Below are 17,579 nucleotides of genomic sequence, written 5' to 3' on the forward strand. Positions count from 1 at the left end.
GCCCGGCGGAGTCACTTCGACTGCTCCCCGGGGAGCAGTACGGGATGTCGCGGCTACCGCCGGCCCGGCCGGCTACTGCCAGCCCGGCGCGACGAGACCGGCCTCGTAGGCGACGACCACGAGATGCACGCGATCGCGTGCCGAGAGCTTCGACATGATGCGCGAGACGTGCGTCTTCGCGGTCAGGGGGCTGAGCACGAGCCGCTCGGCGATCTCGTCGTTCGTGAGGCCGAGTCCCACGAGGCGCAGCACCTCGCGCTCGCGGTCGGTGAGAACGGCGAGCAGGCGCTCGTCGGGCGCGTCGCGGAGCCCGATCGACATGCGCTCGAGGAGCCGCTTCGTGACGCCCGGTGAGAGCAGCGCCTCGCCGGCGGCGACCACCCGCACGGCGCGGATGAGGTCGACGGGCTCCGTGTCCTTCACGAGGAAGCCGCTCGCGCCCGCTCGCACCGCCCTCGCGACGTACTCGTCGAGCTCGAAGGTCGTGACGATCACGACGTGCACCCCGGCGAGCGCCGGATCCGCCGCGATCTGCTCGGTCGCCCAGAGTCCGTCGCCGTCGGGCATGCGGATGTCCATGAGCACGACGTCGACGGACTCGCGCCGCACGAGTTCGAGCAGCTCGGTGCCGGTCGAGGCCTCCCCGACGACCTCGACGTCGTCCTCGGCGGCGAGGAGGGCCCGGAAGCCGGCGCGCACGAGCACCTGGTCGTCGGCGAGCGCGACGCGGATCATGCCACGCCTGCCCACGGGAGGCGCGCGGTGACGCGCGTGCCGCCGAGCGGCGACGGGCCGAGCTCGACCGAGCCGCCGAGGAGTGCCGCGCGCTCCCGCATGCCGAGGATGCCGCTGCCTTCGCCCTGGCCCGCGACGCCCGCGGCGTCGTGGGGATCACGAGCGGCCGCAGCGCCGGCGCCGTCGTCGTCGACGGTGAGCACGAACTCGTCGCCCGACCGCTCGACGGTCACGACCGTCTCGGTCGCGCCGGCATGACGCACCACGTTCGTAAGCGCCTCCTGCGCGATGCGGAAGCCCGCGAACTGCACGGCGCGCCTCGGCGCTTCCGTGAGCCGGTCGACGAGGCGGGCGTCGAGTCCGGGCGAGCGGATGCCGCGAACGAGCCTCGGCAGCTCGGCGAGCTCGGCCTGCGGCACGAGCGGGGCCTCTCCGTCGCGGATCACGCCGAGCACGGTGCGCACCTCGTCGAGCGCCGACTTCGAGGTCTCCTTGATGCTGCCGAGCGCCGTGCGCGCCTGCTCGGGGTCGCGGTCCATGAGATGCAGGCCGACGCTCGCCTGCACGTTGATCTGCGACAGGGCGTGGCCGATGACGTCGTGCAGTTCACGGGCGATGCGCACGCGCTCGCGTTCCTCGGCGCTCTGGCGTCGACGCATCGCCTCGGCACGGTACGCCGACGCCCTCGTGCGGCGCACCCGCACGAACCAGCCGATGGCGAAGCAGGCGGCGAGCGCGAGCGTCGTGAACGCGATGCGGAACGGATGCCACGACTGGCCGAGCATCGACCCGAGCACGATCGCCGCGACCCATACGGCGACGATCGAGGAGACCGCCCAGACGACGGCGCCGCGCGCGACGGCGAGCACGATCGCGAACGCGACGGCGACGTACGGCGGACCGAGGTCGGGCGCCAGCACGAGGTCGGCGAGCGCGGCGAGCGCGACCGCGACGACCGTGGGGCCCGGGTACCGCCTGGCCCCGAGCAGGGCGAGCGGACCCGCTGCGGCCAGGGCGACCTGACCGAGGCCCGCCGCCCATCCGACGTGCAGCCACACCGCGATGCCGATCGCGGCGGGCACCTGCACGAGCAGGCTGATGACGACCGGCGCGATCAGCACGAAGCCGGGCGGCGGCCGGAATCGTTCGGGGCGGCCGCCCCATGACGCCTGCCACGGCGGCGGTCCGTCCCAGTTGTGCGGCGGCATCGTCGAATCGTATCGCCGGCGCCGCCCGCCCGGATCCGCTCCGCGGAGACTCACTCGCTACTCCCTGCGGAGTACGAGCGGGTGTGCACCACGGCGCGGGCGATGTGCGGCACGGTCAGAACAGCTGCACCGGCTTGACGATGTCGGCGTAGATGAGGAGGGCGCTCATCGCCCCGAAGATCACGACGACCGCGAGTGTCACGGGCATGAGCTTCGCGAGGTCGACGGGCCCCGGGTCGGGGCGCCGGAAGAGCTTGGCGAACCCGCGACGGACGCCCTCCCAGAGCGCACCGGCGATGTGGCCGCCGTCGAGCGGCAGCAGCGGGATGAGGTTGAAGACGAAGAGCGCGATGTTCAGCGACCCGAGGATGCCGATCATGGTCGCCGCCTTCGAGGCGATCGGGATCTCGTCGATCGTCGCGATCTCGCCGGCGAGGCGGCCGACGCCCACGACCGACATCGGGCCGTTGGGGTCGCGCTCCTCGGGCCCGAACGCGGCATTGGCGACGTCGATGATGCGCTGCGGCAGGTTCAGGATGATGCCGGCGACGCCGGCCACGTTCTCGCCGACGGCGGGCAGCACGGCGGTCGCCGGTTGCTGCACGATCTCGGTCGCGGGGCCGATGCCGACGAACCCGGCCGGTTCGGTGAGCTCGGCGCCCGAGGCATCCGTCACCACTCGGCCCTGGTCGTCGAGCACATAGCGCTCGCTCAGCATCGGGGTGACCTCGAGCTCGACGGTCTCGCCGTCGCGCTCGACGACGAACGCGACAGGCTCATCGGGGTGGGCGCGGATGATCGCGGTCGACTCGTTCCACGACTCGATGGGCTCGCCGGCGACCGAGACGATGCGGTCGCCCGGCTCGATGCCCGCCGCAGCACCGGGGGCTGCCGGGTCGTCGGCCTCGCACGTCTGGCGCTCGCTCGTCGCCGGCAGCGCGCACGCCGAGACCGAGCCGACGGTCGTCGAGGCCTGCGCGACGCCGAACCCCATGAGCAGCACGGCGAAGAGCACGACCGCGAGCAGGAGGTTCATGAACGGCCCGCCGAACATGACGATGATGCGCTTCCACACCGGCAGCAGGTAGAAGGCGCGGTGCTCGTCGCCGGCGGTGATCGACTCGGTGCTCGAGTCGCGCGCATCCTGCACGAGGCCGCGGAAGAAGCCCGTGCTGTCGGCGTGCACCTGCTCGCCCTTGGCCGGCGGGAACATGCCGATCATCGAGATGTAGCCGCCGAGCGGGATGGCCTTCACGCCGTACTCGGTCTCGCCCTTCTTGCGCGACCAGAGGGTCGGGCCGAAGCCGATCATGTACTGGGTGACCTTGACGCCGAAGATCTTGGCCGGCACCAGGTGCCCGATCTCGTGCAGGCCGATCGACACGGCGAGGCCGATCACGATGATGACGACGCCGATGATGAAGGCGAGCACGGAATCCACGGCTGCAAGCGTAGTGCCGCCGGCTTCGAGTGCGCTGGCGGTCGGCTGTGAGCGAGCCGCGCGCGAACTCAGCCCGAGATCGCGGCGATGCGGGCCCCGGCGGCCCGGCGGGCGCTGCGCTCGGCCTCGGCCAGCGACGCGACCGAGAGCACGGCATCGGATGCCTCGTGGTGCTCGACGACGCCCCGCACGGTGTCGACGATGTCGAGGAAGCCGATACGCCCAGCGTGGAATGCCGTGACCGCCTCCTCGTTGGCCGCGTTGAACACGGCGGGGTACTCGCCGCCGGCACGACCGACCTGCTTCGCGAGCGCGACCGCCGGGAACGCTTCGCCGTCGAGCGGTTCGAACGTCCACTCCTGAGCCCGCGTCCAGTCGAGGGGTGCGCCGACCGCCGCGACCCGGTTCGGCCAGTCGAGGCCGAGGGAGATGGGCAGCCGCATGTCGGGCGGCGAGGCCTGCGCGATCGTCGAGCCGTCGACGAACTCGACCATCGAGTGCACGATCGACTGCGGGTGCACGACGACGTCGATGCGGTCGTACTCGACGTCGAAGAGCAGGTGCGCCTCGATGACCTCGAGGCCCTTGTTGACGAGCGTCGCGGAGTTCGTCGTCACGACGAGGCCCATGTCCCACGTGGGGTGGGCGAGGGCCTCGGCCGGGGTGACCGCGGTGAGCTCGTCACGCCGGCGACCACGGAACGGACCGCCCGAGGCGGTCAGCACGAGTCGGCGCACCTCGTCGTCGGTGCCCGAGCGCAGTGCCTGCGCGATCGCGGAGTGCTCGGAGTCGACGGGCACGATCTGGCCCGGCTTCGCGAGGCGGGTCACGAGGTCGCCGCCCACGATGAGCGACTCCTTGTTCGCGAGGGCGAGGGTCGTGCCGCGCTCGAGGGTCGCGAGAGTCGGCCCGAGGCCGACGGAGCCGGTGATGCCGTTCAGCACGACGTCGGCGTCGACGTCGCGCACGAGTTGCTCGGCCTCCTCGATACCGACCGCCGTGTGCTCGACCGAGAATTCGGCGGCCTGCGCCTCGAGGAGTGCCCGATTGGACCCCACGGCGAGACCGACGACGTCGAACCGGCGAGGGTTCGCCCTGATGACGTCGAGGGCCTGGGTGCCGATCGAACCGGATGAGCCGAGGATGATGACGGAGCGCACGTCCCCACTGTATGGGAGCGCGCGGCCGCCCGTCAGGAGCACCGGCGCGTCAGGAGAGTACGGCCACGGTCGCTGCGCGGTTGCCGGGCACGTCGAGGTCGTGGAAGCGGATGCCGCGCCATCCGGAACCGAATTCGGGCGGGCTCACCTCGATACTGCCGACGCCGCCGTCGTCGCTCGGCAGCGTGAGCGCGAGCCTCGACGGCTCGATGAACTCGGTGTGGCCGACGGCGCGCAGCAACGCGGACTTGCGCGCCCACAGCGTGGCACGGGTGATCGCCCGCGCCGCCGGGTCGAAGCGGTCGAGCGCGGCCCGCTCGTTCGCATGGAAGGCCGCTTCATCGATGACGGCGCCCGACTCCAGCGCGGCCGATTCGATGCCCACACCGACCGGATGCCGCGTAGCCGCCGCGCCGACGACGGCATCGCCGAACACGGCGACGTCGGCGAACCATGTGGCGCCCGAAGGCGTGAGCGGGTAGGCGACCGACGGCCGGCCGTGCCGTGCCCCGCACTCGACGCAGGCGTGCACCAGTTCGACATCGTCGGCGGGCACGCCCGTCGCGTGCGCGAGCAGCCCGCGCAGCACCGTGTCGGCGGCCGGGCCGCGACGCCCGCGAGTCATCACGACGACCCGCACGCCGCAGGTGTCGAGCTCGATGAGTTCACCGTCGGCCGCGACATCCATGCCCCCATCTTCTCGCATGCCGGCCGACGCGCGGGCGGATCGGATATGCCGCGGCGCGCATGTCGCCGCCCGTAGGGTCGAACGGTGACAGAGATCGAGGGCGACGCCGTGCCCGCACCCGTGCGGCAGGGTCCGCTGTACCGCATCGTCCGCGGCTTCCTCCGCCCGCTCGTGCGGCTCGTCTACCGGCCGAAGATCACCGGGGCCGAGCACGTTCCCATGCGGGGGCCGGTCATCCTCGCCTCGAACCATCTCTCGTTCGTCGACAGCATCGTGATCCCGCTCGCGTCGCCGCGACCCGTGCAGTTCCTCGCGAAGTCGAGCTACTTCACGGGCACGGGCTTCTCGGGCTGGGTCTCGCGCACCTTCTTCGGCGCGATCGGCGCCGTCGCGGTCGAACGAGGCGCGGGCTCGCAGGCGCAGGAGGCGCTCGACGCCGGCCGGCGCATCCTCGACGCCGGCAATGCGTTCGCCATCTACCCCGAGGGCACCCGCTCGCTCGACGGCCGCCTCTACCGTGGCCGCACCGGCGTCGCCTGGCTCGCGCTGACGACCGGTGCGAAGGTCGTCCCCGTCGGCCTCATCGGCACCGAGGAGATCCAGCCGGTCGGGGCGAAGCTGCCCCGCGTGCGCCCCGTCACGGTCCGGTTCGGGGAACCGCTCGACCTCGCCCGGCACGGCCAGGCGACCTCGGGTCGCGCCCGCCGCGCCGCGACCGACGAGATCATGGCCGCGATCCACGCACTCAGCGAGCAGGAACTCGCGGGCGCCTACAACGAGACCCCGCCCCAGGGCGCCCTCGCCAAGCTCGCCGACCGGGTCGTGCCGCGCGAGCGGATCTGACCGGATTCCCAGCCGATCCGGGCCTCGTCCCGGTATCGTCAGTCCGATGCGCCCCGCTTCGATCATCAGCCGCGTCGCCGCGACGGTGGCTGTCGTGCTCGCGCTCGCCGCGTGCGCGGGCCCCGCCGACGTGCCCAAGGCCGCGGCCGGCGGCATCGATGCGCCGGCGGTCGTCGACCGTCCGATTCCATCCGCCACCGAGTTCGATCCCGGCTACATCGTGAGCGACGACTCGTTCTACGACAGCGGCGCGATGAGCGAAGACGAGATCCAGGAGTTCTTCGAGGGACTCGACTGCCGCCCCGAAGACCGCGTGCCGTGCCTCGCCGATTTCAAGCAGAGCACGACGACCCAGGCCGCCGCCGGCCCCGGTCACTGCGCCGAGTACCGCGGCGGCATCCGCGAACGGGCGAGCCGCATCGTCTCGAAGGTCTCGGCGGCGTGCGGCGTCAGCCCGAAGACCCTGCTCGTGCTCCTCCAGAAGGAGCAGTCGCTGCTCACCCGCCCGAGCGAGTCGGGCTACCTCCGCGCAACGGGATACGGCTGCCCCGACACCGCCGACTGCGACACCAAGTACTTCGGCTTCTTCAACCAGGTCTACAACGCCGCCTGGCAGTTCCGTCAGTACACGGAGCAGCCCGACCGGCCGTACCGCATCGGCGCGGTCGACGTGGGCTTCCATCCGGATGCCGCGTGCGGCGCGTCATCCGTCGCCATCGCCAACCAGGCCACGGCGAACCTCTACAACTACACGCCCTACCAGCCGAACCCGGCGGCCGTGGCCGACCCCGAGGCGGGCGACGGCTGCTCGGCGTTCGGCAACCTGAACTTCTGGCGACTCTGGCACCGCTGGTTCGGCGACCCGCAGGACGAGCGCTACCCCGGGTTCCTGCCGCCGTGCAGCCGACTCGTCGGCGGGCACCCGTGCCCGATCCCCGAGGCGACGCTGCCCGCGGTGCCACCCGTGCGACTCAGCGCCGACTGACGGTCACCACCGGCCGGCCCGTCACGACCGGTCGACCGACGCGACCGTCACGACCGGCTCGTGCCGCACCGGAAAGGCCACGGATGCCGCGATGAAGCACTTCTCGGCGGCCTCGACGTGGATCGCCCCGGCGAGCTCGAGCATCGAGGCATCCTCGACCTCGACCTGCGGTCGCAGCACGACCTCGACGAACGCGCCACCGCCCCTGCCGTCCTCGCGCATGGTGCCGGTGGGCTGATCGGTGTAACTGCGAACGACGACGCCGTGGTTCGTCGCGACGTGCAGGTACGAGAGCATGTGGCATTCGCCGAGCGCCGCGAGCAGCAGTTCCTCGGGGTTCCACCGCTCGCGATCGCCGTGGAAGGTGCGGTCGCTCGACCCCGCGATCTCGTGCAGCTTGCCGGCCGCCCGAACGACGTGCTGCCGGCTGTAGTCGCGGTACCCCGAGGTGCCGGTGCCGCGATCGCCCTGCCACTCGAGCTCGATCTCGTAGTGGTGTTCGCCGAGCATGTCTCCTCCGATCGTGCACGCGAGCCGCGCCATCCGATTCTGCCCGATGCCGGTCTCGGGGCGGCGATAAGCTGGAGGAACCATGACTGATACCCGCATCGACGCCCAGACAGCCGCCGCCCCGGTCTACACCGTGCCGCAGGAGCGCAAGATCGTGACCGCCATCCCCGGTCCGAGGTCGCAGGAGCTGCAGGCCCGACGATCGAAGGTCGTCTCGGCCGGCGTCTCGTCGGCGCTGCCCGTCTACATCGAGCGTGCGAACGGCGCGATCCTCGTCGACGTCGACGGCAACCAGTTCGTCGACTTCGGTGCCGGCATCGGCGTGACGACGATCGGCCACACCGAGCAGCGCGTCGTCGCCGCCGCGGCCGACCAACTGCAGGACGTCATCCACACCCTCTTCACGATCACCCCCTACGAGGAGTACGTGCGCGTCGCCGAGCTCCTCGCCGAGCACACCCCCGGCAACTGGGAGAAGAAGAGCGTGCTCGTCAACTCGGGCGCCGAGGCCGTCGAGAACGGCGTGAAGATCGCGCGCAAGCACACCGGTCGCCGCGCCGTCGCCGTGCTCGACCACGCCTACCACGGCCGCACGAACCTCACGATGGCCATGAACTACAAGGCGATGCCCTACGCGACCGGCTTCGGCCCGCTCGCGGGCGACGTCTACCACGCCCCGAACTCCTACCCCTACCGCGACGGGCTCTCGGGCGCGGATGCCGCGGCCCGCACGATCACCTACCTCGAGAAGGTCGTCGGGGCGAGCGACCTCGCCTGCCTCGTCGTCGAGCCCATTCAGGGCGAGGGCGGCTTCATGGTGCCCGCCGACGGCTTCCTGCCCATGCTGCAGACGTGGTGCACCGAACACGGCGTCGTCATGATCGCCGACGAGATCCAGTCGGGCATGGCCCGCACCGGTCGCTACTACGCGAGCGAGCACTTCGGCTGGGAGCCCGACCTCGTGCTCTCCGCGAAGGGCATCGCAGGCGGTCTCCCGCTCGCCGCCGTCACCGGCCGCGCCGAGATCATGGACGCCGCGCAGCCCGGCGGGCTCGGCGGCACCTTCGGCGGCAACCCCGTGGCCTGCGCCGCGGCGATCGCCGTCTTCGAGTCCATCGAAGAGCACGACCTCCTCGCCGAGGCCGAACGCATCGAGGCGACCTTCCGCGCCGGGCTCGAGCAGCTCGCGGCGCGCTACGACATCATCGGCGAGATCCGCGGCAAGGGCGCGATGATCGCGATCGAACTCGTGCAGCCGGGCACCGCCGACACGACCAAGGCGCCGAACGCCGAGGCCGTCACGGCTCTCGTGGCCTACGCGGCCCAGCACGGCGTGCTCTTCCTCAACGCCGGCACGTACGGCAACGTGCTGCGGTTCCTGCCGAGTCTCGCGGTGAGCGACGCGCTCATCGAAGACGGGCTCCGTGTGCTCGACGACGCCCTCGCCTCGCTCGGATAACGCAGGTGACCGGAACATTCTCAGTATCTGACGCCGTCGAGCTCGCCGTGGTCGAACGTAATGGTTTCATCGAGTCCCGTCACGCGGGTTCCGCCGTCGTGCTCTCCCCCGAAGGCGAGGTGCTGCGCGCCCTCGGCGACGTCGTCACCCCGATCCTTCCCCGCTCCTGCCTGAAGCCGTTCCAGGCCGTCGCCGTCATGACCTCGGGCGTCACGCTCCGCGGTGAAGACGCGGCGATCGCCACTGCAAGCCACTCGGGCACCGCCGCGCACGTCGCCCTCGTGCGACGTCTGCTCGAGCGCGAGTCGCTGCCCGAGTCGGCGCTCGGCTGCCCGCCGGCGGCCCCGACCGACCATGCGGCGCGCGAGCAGCTGATCCGCTCGGGCGGACCGCGCGAGCGGGTCTACATGAACTGCTCGGGCAAGCACTCGGCGATGCTCCTCGCGTGCGTCGCGAACGAGTGGCCGCTCGAGAGCTACCTCGAGCTCGACCACCCGCTGCAGAAGCGCGTGCTCGACGTCATCGAGCGCTTCACGGGCGAACGCCCCGCGGCGACCGCGATCGACGGCTGCGGCGCACCCGTGCACGCCATCAGCCTCGGCGGCCTCGGCCGGGGCATCCAGAAGATCACGACCGCCGCGGCGGGTTCGCCGTTCGCGCTGTACCGCGAGGCGGCGGCGCTCACCGAAGCTGTGCGCGAGCACGCGTGGGCCGTCGGCGGCCCCGGCCAGCCCGACACCGTCGCCGTCGAGCGCCTCGGGGTCTTCGCGAAGATCGGCGCCGAAGGCGTCATGGTCATGACCGCACCCGACGGCACGACCGTGGCGCTCAAGGTGCTCGACGGCTCGCCCCGCGCGTCGACGATCATCGCACTGCGGCTCCTCGCGCAGTCGGGTGCGATCGAGCACGAGGCCATCGACGCCGTGCAGACCGAGCTCGACCTCTGGGTCATGGGCGGCGAGCAGCGCGTCGGCGCCATCCGCGCCACGATCTGAATCGCCCGGCACCGGTATCCAGCCGGCGCCGACACGAGAAGCGGATGCCGCGGCGGGAAGCTCCCGCCGCGGCATCCGCTGCTCGCGCTCTCGGCCGTTCGGGTCAGCCGAGTCTCGCGAGCCGCTTCGCGCGTGCCGCGCGAGAGACCTGCGCGACGATCACGAGCACCAGGGCGAAGAGGAACACCGCCGAGGCGATGACGTTCGCCTCGGCCGGGATGCCGCGCGACGCCGAGATGTAGATGTACTTCGGGAAGGTCGAGACCGCGCCCGAGTTGAAGTTCGTGATGATGAAGTCGTCGAAGCTGAGCGCGAACGACAGCAGCGCCGCCGCTACGATCCCGGGAAGCAGCAGCGGGAACGTCACCCTCCAGAACACCTGCGACGGCGAGCCGTAGAGGTCGCGGCCCGCCTCTTCGAGGGCCGGGTCGAGGCTTGCGACCCGAGCCTTGACCGTCACCACGACGAAGCTGATGCAGAACATCGTGTGCGCCAGGATGATCGTCGTCATGTCCTTCGCGACGCCGACGGCGAGGAACTGCGCCGCGAGTCCGGCGCCGAGCACGACCTCGGGCGTCGCCATCGGCAGGAACAGGAGCAGACTGATCGCTCCGCGCGCGCGGAATCGGTAGCGCACGAGCGCGATTGCGATCATCGTGCCGAGCGTCGTCGCGATGACGGTGGCCGCGACGCCGATGACGATGCTGTTGCCGAACGCCTCGCACACGGCGCCGCCCTCGACCGTGCAGACGTTCAGCCACTTGTCGAAGGTGAACCCGCGCCACGAGATGTTCGACTTGATCGAGTCGTTGAACGAGAACACGAACGTGTAGGCGATCGGGATGAGCAGGAACACGAACGCGATGATCGTGTACGCCGGCAGCAGCCAGTCGCCGAGCCCGAGTCGCCGGCCACGCACCCGCCCGCGCGGGCCTCGCGAGTCGAGCTCCTGGCTCTCGCCGAGACCGCCGAGCACGGCGGCCGCCTGGACTTCTCCGCTCACAGCAGGTCCTCCGTTCCGGATCGCTTCACGTAGACGCCGACGAGCACGAGGATCGCCGCCATGAGGATGATCGAGAGCGCCGCGGCCGCCGGATAGTTCAGCAGCACGAGGAAGTTCGCCTCGATCACGTTGCCCATCATCTGCGTGTCGGGCCCGCCGAGGAAGTCGCGGCTCGCGTTCACGTAGTCGCCTGCGGCCGGGATGAAGGTCAGCAGCGTGCCGGCGACGATGCCCGGCATCGACAGCGGGATGGTGACCCTGCGGAACACCGTGAACGGGTTCGCGTACAGGTCGCTGCCCGCCTCGAGGTAACGCAGGTCGAGTCGTTCGAGCGTCGTGTACAGCGGCAGCGTCATGAACGGGATGAAGTTGTACGTGAGGCCGAAGATCACCGCGAACGGAGTGCCGGTGAAGTGCGCGTCGGGCGCCATGAGCGAGAGCGCCTTCAACGAGGTGATGACGAAGGACTCGTCGGAGAGCAACTGCTTCCAGGCGAGGGTTCGCAGCAGGAAGCTGATGAAGAACGGGGCGATCACCAGCACGAGCATGAGCCCCTGCAGCATCGGCCACCGCCGCGCCTTCACCCCGATGAAATAGGCCAGGGGGTAACTGAAGAGCAGCGCGAACACCGTGGCCGCGAGCGCGTACCCGAAGGAGCGCACGATGTGCGGCCAGTAGTCGCTCATCACGGTGACGTAGTTCTGCCAGTTGAACGCGTAGTCGTACTGCCCGATGTCGCCGAACTCCGCGGGCGCCTGCAGCGAGGTGAGCAGGAGTGAGATGAGCGGCGTGAGGAAGAACAGCACGAGGTAGAGGAGGCCGGGAAGCAGCAGGAACAGGGCGATCCTGCTGCGCTTCCGCGGCGCCTGCGGCACGACCTCTGCGGTCTGGAAGGCGGCGAAGGCCATGGTCAGCCCTCCTCGAGCTCCGTGACGAGCTCCTCACGGCGCAGTGCTGCGATCGACGTCGTGTCGTCGTCGGCCGCGAACCGCGCCGAGGGCTCGGCCACGTCGTCGAGGCCGAAGCCGTGCTCGACCGGCCAGGAGACCCACACCTCGGCACCCTCGCCGACGACCGGACCCGATCCGGTGTTCTGCGCGAACACGGTGACGGTACCGGCCCCGGGGATCGCGACGAGGTACTGCGTGCTCACGCCGGAGAAGGACACGTCGACGACCCGCCCGGGCCCGAGGGCGTTGCGGTCGGAGGACGAGGGCACTGGCTCGCGCGACAGCGTCACCTTCTCGGGTCGCACCCCGATCGTGACGCGGCCCTTGTGGCGCTGCGCCCGAGTGGTCGGCACGACCACGCGTGCACCGGCGATGTCGACCGTGATCGCGGCATCCGTCGAACCCGAGACGTCGCCCGTGAACAGGTTCGACTGGCCGAGGAAGTTCGCGACGAAGGAGGTGCGCGGCAGCTCGTAGAGCTCGGCCGGCGCACCCATCTGCTCGATCGCGCCCTTGTTCATGACCGCGACCGTGTCGGCCATGGTCATGGCCTCCTCCTGGTCGTGCGTCACGTGCAGGAAGGTGAGTCCGACCTCCTCTTGAATCGTCTTCAGCTCGAGCTGCATCTGCCGGCGCAACTTCAGGTCGAGCGCGCCGAGCGGCTCGTCGAGGAGCAGGAGCGCCGGACGGTTCACGATGGCACGGGCCAGCGCGACGCGCTGCTGCTGACCACCCGAGAGCTGCGCCGGGCGGCGCTGCGCGAGGTGATCGAGCTCGACGAGGCGGAGCGCCTCATGCGCCCGGCCGAGTGCGTCGCCGATGCGGCGGCGCTTCAGCCCGAACGCGACGTTCTCGAGCACCGACATGTGCGGGAAGAGCGCGTAGCTCTGGAACACCGTGTTGACGGGGCGCTCGTGCGCCTTCGTGCTCGTGACGTCGCGGCCGCCGATGAGGATGCGCCCGCTCGTGGGCTCTTCGAGGCCTGCGACGAGCCGGAGCGTCGTCGTCTTGCCGCAACCCGACGGACCGAGCAGGGCGAAGAAGGAACCGGCCGGGATCGTGAGATCGAGGTCCTCGATCGCGGTGAAGCCGGGGAACCGCTTCTGGATGCCGACGAGCTCGAGATCTGCGCCGCGTTCGGCGAACTCCCGTACCGACACGCTCACGCCCCCAGGAGGATGCTCTGGAACTGCGCCTGGTACTTCTGCTCCTCGGCACCGCTCAGCGAACGGAAGATGTGCGCGTTCGAGAGCGTCTCCTCGTTCGGGAAGATGAGCTGGTTCTCGGCGAGCTCGGGGTCGATCGCGATGGCGGCCTCCTTCGCGCCGGCGACCGGCGTGATGAAGTTCACCCAGGCGGCGACCTCGGCGGCGACCTCGGGGTCGTAGTAGAAGTTCATGAGGGCTTCGGCGTTGGCCTTGCGCGGCGAGCCGATCGGCACGAGGAAGTTGTCGTTCCACAGCGTGCCGCCGGCGGTCGGGATCGCGAATTCCCACTTGTCGCCGGCCTCGGCGTTGATCACGGTGATGTCGCCCGACCAGCAGATCGCGGCGAGGGTGTCTTCGCTCTTGAGGTCTTCGAGGTAGGAGTTGCCCTTGATGTTGCGCACCTGGCCGGACTCGACCTGTGCACGGAGCACCTCGATCGCCTCGTCGAACTCGGGGTCGCCCCAGTCGCTCGCGATGTCGACGCCGTTCTGCTGCAGGATGAGCCCCATGGTGTCGCGCATCTCGGAGAGCACGCCCACCCGGCCCTTGAGCTCGGAGTTCCACAGGTCTTCGACGGATTCGATGCCGCCGGGGATCGCCTCCTTGTTCCAGCAGATGCCCGCGAAGCCGCCCTGCCAGGGCAGCGTGTGCGCCCGGCCCTTGTCGAAGTCTGGGTCGCGGAGCGCCGGGTTCAGGTTCACGATGTTCGGGATGTTGTCGTGGTTCAGTTCCTGCGTGTAGCCGAAGCGGATCCAGCGGGCGGCCATCCAGTCGGTGAGCACCGCGGTGTCGGCACCGATGTCCTTGCCGAGCGCGAGCTGGTCCTTCACCTTGCCGTAGTAGGTGTTGTTGTCATCGACGGCGACCTCGTAGTTGACCGTGATTCCGGTCTCCTCGGTGAAGCGCTCGAGCGTGGGGTAGGCGCCGCTGTCGTCCTCGTCGATGTAGGCGGCCCAGTTCGCCCAGTTGAGCGTCTTGTCGGTCTCGGAGGTGTCGGCCGCGGGCGTCGGCTTGCCCTGCGAGCCGCCCGTCGAGCACGCTGCAAGCGCGAGCGCTGTGGCTCCGGCACCCGCTCCGGCGAGCAGCGTGCGTCGATTCAACTGCATCTGGCGAGCCTGGGTGATGAGCGCTCGCATCATCGGGTCCTGGGGCAGGGGGCGTCGATTCACGGGGGACTCCGTTTCGGTTTGCTGCAGTGCAAGGGTGGGAAGATACTGACACACTGCTGGGCTGAAATCACTCGATGATGTCCGAATCGTTAATTTCTGCGAACATCTCGTGCGGAATCAGCGCTTCCTGACCGATCCGGCCACCGATTCAGTGGTCAAGGTGTCTTGGCCAGCTCGCTCGGCGGACACTCTGTCCAGGTTCGATGAGCCAGCACTGGCCGGCCCCTTCGTCGAGCAGCGGCGGCAGTTCGCGCGAGCGCACGAGCGCACGGTACTCCGTGGTGCCGCCCTGCACGACGATCGCGGCCTCCTCGCGGAGCGCGGCGATCAAGGACCAGCTCGCCGACCATGCCTCCGCGTCGCCGACGATGACCGGCGGCGGCGCGTCTCGGGGGTGCGCGGCGACGGCGACCCTCACCGCCGACTCCCCGCCGGCGACGAGGACGATCGCGGTACGACCCGCCGCGGTGATCGCCTCGGCGACCGCGCGCGGTGCTCGCGCCGCGATCGCGTACGGGACATCGCGTCGCAGCTCGAGGAGCGGTACGGCACGCGCCTCGGGCGGTGAACCCTGCGCCGCCTCGATGACCTGCACCCGTCGGCCCTGCCATTGGCCGGCACCCGGGCCGTGGCCGCCGCTCCAGAGTTCGCCGCGGCCGCCGGACTGCACGAGGTCGGAGCGCGTCGCATGGCGGAGCAGCAGGCGCGAACCGAAGGCGTCGCGCAGGCCGCTGCCGAGCGCGAGCAGGTTGCTCGCCGATGCTGCGACGGCGACTCCCCTGCCGCGGCCCTCCCTGATGAGCGATTCGACCATCGTGAACGCGGCATGCGCGTACTCCTCAGGCCAGGCACGGAAGCGCACGTCGAGGTCGTCGATCACGACGAGCGCCGGCGGTGTCCCGGCCCCGCGCACCGCGGACTGGGCTGACAGGAGGTCGTCCCAGACGGCGCTCGACGGCCCGCCGAGTCGCAACACCACCGGCGTCACGGAATCAGCCGTCGTCGTGAATCCGCTCACCACGGCCCACGCGACCGCCGCGAGTGCGGTGCTCCGGCCGCTTCCGGGCGCGCCGAGCACGAGCAGCCCGCCGTCGCGGTCGGGCGACCACCGCGCGAGGCTGCGGCGTTGGTGCTCGGGCTCGTCGATCACGCCGAACCCGACGCCCTCGCCGGCACGCTCGGCGACGTCTCGCCCGGGCGATTCCGCAGACCGTCCTCCGCCGAGGAGCTCGACGATCGCTTCGGGGGCGATGCGCGCGGGCAGCGGATCGAGCCACGTGCGACACGCCCGCGGGAACGCGGTCGAGTGCGCGGCGACCGCCGCGATGACGCTCGGAGTCGCGATGGCCGACTGGAAGGGCACTGGGCGCCCGTCGCCCGGATCGACCACGCCGCGGCCGGGAAGGTCGGGCGGAATCTCGGCCGCCGACGGCGTGCCGACGACCGCGTCGCTGTCGGCGCGCTGCAGCACCCGCAACGACACCCGGATGGCGCAGTTGGCGGTGACCTGATCGCGAACGACCCCGTTGGGTCGCTGCGAGGCGAGCACGAGGTGCACCCCGAGCGAACGACCGCGTGCGGCGATGTCGCCGATGACCGCGCCGAGATCGGGGAAGCGCTCGATCATCGCCTGGAACTCGTCGACGACGATCACGAGCCGGGCGAGGTCGACGGCGTCGTCGAGCCCGGCGATGTCACGCGCACCCGCGCGTGCGAGCACTGTCTCGCGATGCGTGAGCTCGGCCCGCAGGCTCTGCACCGCACGCTCCGCCTCCGACTCGTCGAGGTCGGTCACGAGACCCGTGACGTGCGGCAAGCCGCGCACGGGCTCGAACGCCGCGCCGCCCTTGAAGTCGACGAGGAGGAAGGAGACCCGGTGCGGCGGATGGGCCGCCGCGAGCGCGACGATCCAGGCGAGCAGGAACTCGCTCTTGCCGCTGCCGGTCGTGCCCGCGACGAGCGCATGCGGGCCGCATCGAGCGAGGTCGAGTGCGAGTGCGCCGGCCATGCTCCGGCCGACGAGCACCGCGAGGCTCGATCGGTCGAGGACCGCGTGCGCCGGGCGACCCATCGCGTCGAGCTGCGTCACGCCGCGCTCCATCGCGTCGAGCCGCAGCTCGTCGAGCTCAAGTCGTCGCGGGAGACCCGTCGAGCGATGGCCGATGCCGGCACGTGCGGCCACGGCCGCCAGGGACTGCGCCCAGTCGACGACCTCCGCTGCCCCGAGTAGGCAGGGCGTCACCCTCGTCTCGGCGCTCGCGCGCTGCCGCTGCACGAGTGCCGCATCGGGCCCGTGCAGCGTGACGATCGTGCCGAGCCCGGGAGGCAGCTCCGACGCGGTGCGCGCGATCGCGATGACGGCGGCGAACCGGTCGATCGGCGCCGCGAGCGACGACGCCGACGGCGGTGGCGCCTGCGGCGACGACTGCAGTCGTCTTCCTCCGACGCACTCGACGACCGTCAGTCGGGCTGCCGCGCGATCTCCGCCGTGCGGCAGGAGTCGCAGCCAGGCCCAGTCGTCGTCGGCCGAGCCCTCGGCGGCTTCGACGGTGAACTGCTGCGGGTGGGCGTGATGGGCGAACTGCACGACGCTCGCACGAGCGGCCGCTCGAGCGAGCTGGAGCTCGCCGACGAATCCGACACCAGCGCCGGCATCGACCGACACCGGGGCGTCGTCGAGTCGTGCCGCCGCGAGCAGGAGCGCTCGATCCTCGGCGTCGACGGGTGTTCCATCGACGCGGAGCGTGCTCGCCGCGACGCCCCGCCCGAGCACGAGCGGGGGCGGGGGGCCCTCTCGCCACGAGGGGTGCTCCGGCTGCTCCAGCAGCCGGCGCGACGACGGCGAGCGGCGCCAGGCCGACTGCCGCTCCAGGTGGTGCCGCTCCTCGACCTCGACGACGAGTTCGTCGAGCAGCCGCCGTCGCTCGGCCCTCGCCCGTCGCCGCAGTCGCCGTGCGCTACGCCGGGCGTCGAGCATCGACCCGATCGCCACGATCGGGCCGAGCACCGCGAACACGAGCGAGAACGGCGACGCCGTGATCGCCCACAGTGCGAGCGCCCCGACGACGGGCGCGAGGGAGGCGATGAGCGGGAACCCGGCTCTGGCGGGGTCGGCCGGCGCAGGCGGAATCGAGAGCGGGGTCTCGAGCGAGACGGGTGCGATGTCGAATCGGTCCACCGTGCGATCCGATCACGCGGGCACCGCAGACGACCGAGCGAGTACTC

Annotated in this window: 15 protein-coding genes; 4 read left to right on the forward strand and 11 right to left on the reverse strand. The window is 70.9% G+C overall.

Annotated elements, in window-relative coordinates:
* Window positions 1–72 precede the first annotated feature (72 nt).
* The 5 genes from VPH61_RS11255 to VPH61_RS11275 all read right to left on the reverse strand — a co-directional run bounded on the left by VPH61_RS11255 (window position 73) and on the right by VPH61_RS11275 (window position 5,232).
* On the reverse strand, window positions 73–735 hold the full coding sequence (locus VPH61_RS11255; protein WP_332063582.1) for a response regulator transcription factor: 663 nt from the start codon (window positions 733–735) through the stop codon (window positions 73–75).
* Complete coding sequence (locus tag VPH61_RS11260) at window positions 732–1,943, reverse strand: sensor histidine kinase (protein WP_332063583.1); 1,212 nt, start codon at window positions 1,941–1,943, stop codon at window positions 732–734. The genes VPH61_RS11255 and VPH61_RS11260 overlap by 4 nt, the downstream gene beginning before the upstream one ends.
* A 115-nt stretch (window positions 1,944–2,058) precedes the next feature.
* Complete coding sequence (locus VPH61_RS11265) at window positions 2,059–3,384, reverse strand: M50 family metallopeptidase (protein ID WP_332063584.1); 1,326 nt, start codon at window positions 3,382–3,384, stop codon at window positions 2,059–2,061.
* A 68-nt stretch (window positions 3,385–3,452) separates the two neighbouring features.
* Window positions 3,453–4,544, reverse strand: a complete 1,092-nt coding sequence (gene dxr, locus VPH61_RS11270) for a 1-deoxy-D-xylulose-5-phosphate reductoisomerase (protein ID WP_332063585.1) — start codon at window positions 4,542–4,544, stop codon at window positions 3,453–3,455.
* A gap of 49 nt (window positions 4,545–4,593) precedes the next feature.
* A complete protein-coding gene (locus tag VPH61_RS11275; protein WP_332063586.1) occupies window positions 4,594–5,232 on the reverse strand; it encodes a 4'-phosphopantetheinyl transferase family protein in 639 nt (212 codons plus the stop codon).
* An 84-nt stretch (window positions 5,233–5,316) separates the two neighbouring features.
* Here VPH61_RS11275 and VPH61_RS11280 point away from each other — a divergent pair, with 84 nt between their 5' ends.
* Both VPH61_RS11280 and VPH61_RS11285 read left to right on the forward strand, forming a co-directional pair.
* Window positions 5,317–6,075, forward strand: coding sequence for a lysophospholipid acyltransferase family protein (locus VPH61_RS11280; RefSeq protein WP_442879089.1), 759 nt, complete (start codon window positions 5,317–5,319; stop codon window positions 6,073–6,075).
* A gap of 46 nt (window positions 6,076–6,121) precedes the next feature.
* Window positions 6,122–7,060 (forward strand): hypothetical protein, encoded by a 939-nt coding sequence (locus VPH61_RS11285; protein ID WP_332063587.1) that lies wholly within the window; start codon window positions 6,122–6,124, stop codon window positions 7,058–7,060.
* Between the two features lie 21 nt (window positions 7,061–7,081).
* Here the strand turns inward: VPH61_RS11285 and VPH61_RS11290 are convergent, their stop codons facing one another.
* Window positions 7,082–7,570 carry an OsmC family protein gene (locus VPH61_RS11290; protein WP_332063588.1) on the reverse strand — a complete coding sequence of 163 codons (489 nt, stop codon included), beginning with the start codon at window positions 7,568–7,570 and terminating at the stop codon, window positions 7,082–7,084.
* An 82-nt stretch (window positions 7,571–7,652) separates the two neighbouring features.
* Between VPH61_RS11290 and gabT the strand changes: the two genes are divergently transcribed.
* Together gabT and VPH61_RS11300 are read left to right on the forward strand one after the other, a co-directional pair.
* Window positions 7,653–9,029 (forward strand): 4-aminobutyrate--2-oxoglutarate transaminase, encoded by a 1,377-nt coding sequence (gene gabT, locus VPH61_RS11295; RefSeq protein ID WP_332063589.1) that lies wholly within the window; start codon window positions 7,653–7,655, stop codon window positions 9,027–9,029.
* 5 nt (window positions 9,030–9,034) lie between these two features.
* Window positions 9,035–10,024 (forward strand): asparaginase, encoded by a 990-nt coding sequence (locus VPH61_RS11300; RefSeq protein ID WP_332063590.1) that lies wholly within the window; start codon window positions 9,035–9,037, stop codon window positions 10,022–10,024.
* 103 nt (window positions 10,025–10,127) lie between these two features.
* Here VPH61_RS11300 and VPH61_RS11305 read toward each other — a convergent pair whose 3' ends face one another.
* From VPH61_RS11305 to VPH61_RS11325, 5 genes are all read right to left on the reverse strand, one after another.
* Complete coding sequence (locus VPH61_RS11305; RefSeq protein ID WP_442879096.1) at window positions 10,128–10,943, reverse strand: ABC transporter permease; 816 nt, start codon at window positions 10,941–10,943, stop codon at window positions 10,128–10,130.
* An 80-nt stretch (window positions 10,944–11,023) separates the two neighbouring features.
* On the reverse strand, window positions 11,024–11,935 hold the full coding sequence (locus tag VPH61_RS11310) for an ABC transporter permease (RefSeq protein WP_332063591.1): 912 nt from the start codon (window positions 11,933–11,935) through the stop codon (window positions 11,024–11,026).
* A 2-nt stretch (window positions 11,936–11,937) separates the two neighbouring features.
* Window positions 11,938–13,137 (reverse strand): ABC transporter ATP-binding protein, encoded by a 1,200-nt coding sequence (locus VPH61_RS11315; protein WP_332063754.1) that lies wholly within the window; start codon window positions 13,135–13,137, stop codon window positions 11,938–11,940.
* 2 nt (window positions 13,138–13,139) lie between these two features.
* The gene (locus VPH61_RS11320) at window positions 13,140–14,354 is read right to left on the reverse strand and encodes an ABC transporter substrate-binding protein (protein WP_332063592.1); all 1,215 of its coding nucleotides are present in this window, start codon (window positions 14,352–14,354) and stop codon (window positions 13,140–13,142) included.
* A gap of 148 nt (window positions 14,355–14,502) precedes the next feature.
* Entirely contained in the window at window positions 14,503–17,532 is a 3,030-nt protein-coding gene (locus VPH61_RS11325; protein ID WP_332063593.1) for an FtsK/SpoIIIE domain-containing protein, read from the reverse strand.
* Window positions 17,533–17,579: the final 47 nt, after the last annotated feature.

The organism is Agromyces sp. CCNWLW203, assembly GCF_036576125.1.
GTDB lineage: Bacteria > Actinomycetota > Actinomycetes > Actinomycetales > Microbacteriaceae > Agromyces.

Coding starts and splice junctions, on each gene's coding strand:
- VPH61_RS11255 (WP_332063582.1), bottom strand. CDS start 735: ATGATCCGCGTCGCGCTCGCCGACGACCAGGTGCTCGTGCGCGCCGGC.
- VPH61_RS11285 (WP_332063587.1), top strand. CDS start 6,122: ATGCGCCCCGCTTCGATCATCAGCCGCGTCGCCGCGACGGTGGCTGTC.
- VPH61_RS11275 (WP_332063586.1), bottom strand. CDS start 5,232: ATGGATGTCGCGGCCGACGGTGAACTCATCGAGCTCGACACCTGCGGC.
- VPH61_RS11310 (WP_332063591.1), bottom strand. CDS start 11,935: ATGGCCTTCGCCGCCTTCCAGACCGCAGAGGTCGTGCCGCAGGCGCCG.
- VPH61_RS11290 (WP_332063588.1), bottom strand. CDS start 7,570: ATGCTCGGCGAACACCACTACGAGATCGAGCTCGAGTGGCAGGGCGAT.
- gabT (WP_332063589.1), top strand. CDS start 7,653: ATGACTGATACCCGCATCGACGCCCAGACAGCCGCCGCCCCGGTCTAC.
- VPH61_RS11260 (WP_332063583.1), bottom strand. CDS start 1,943: ATGCCGCCGCACAACTGGGACGGACCGCCGCCGTGGCAGGCGTCATGG.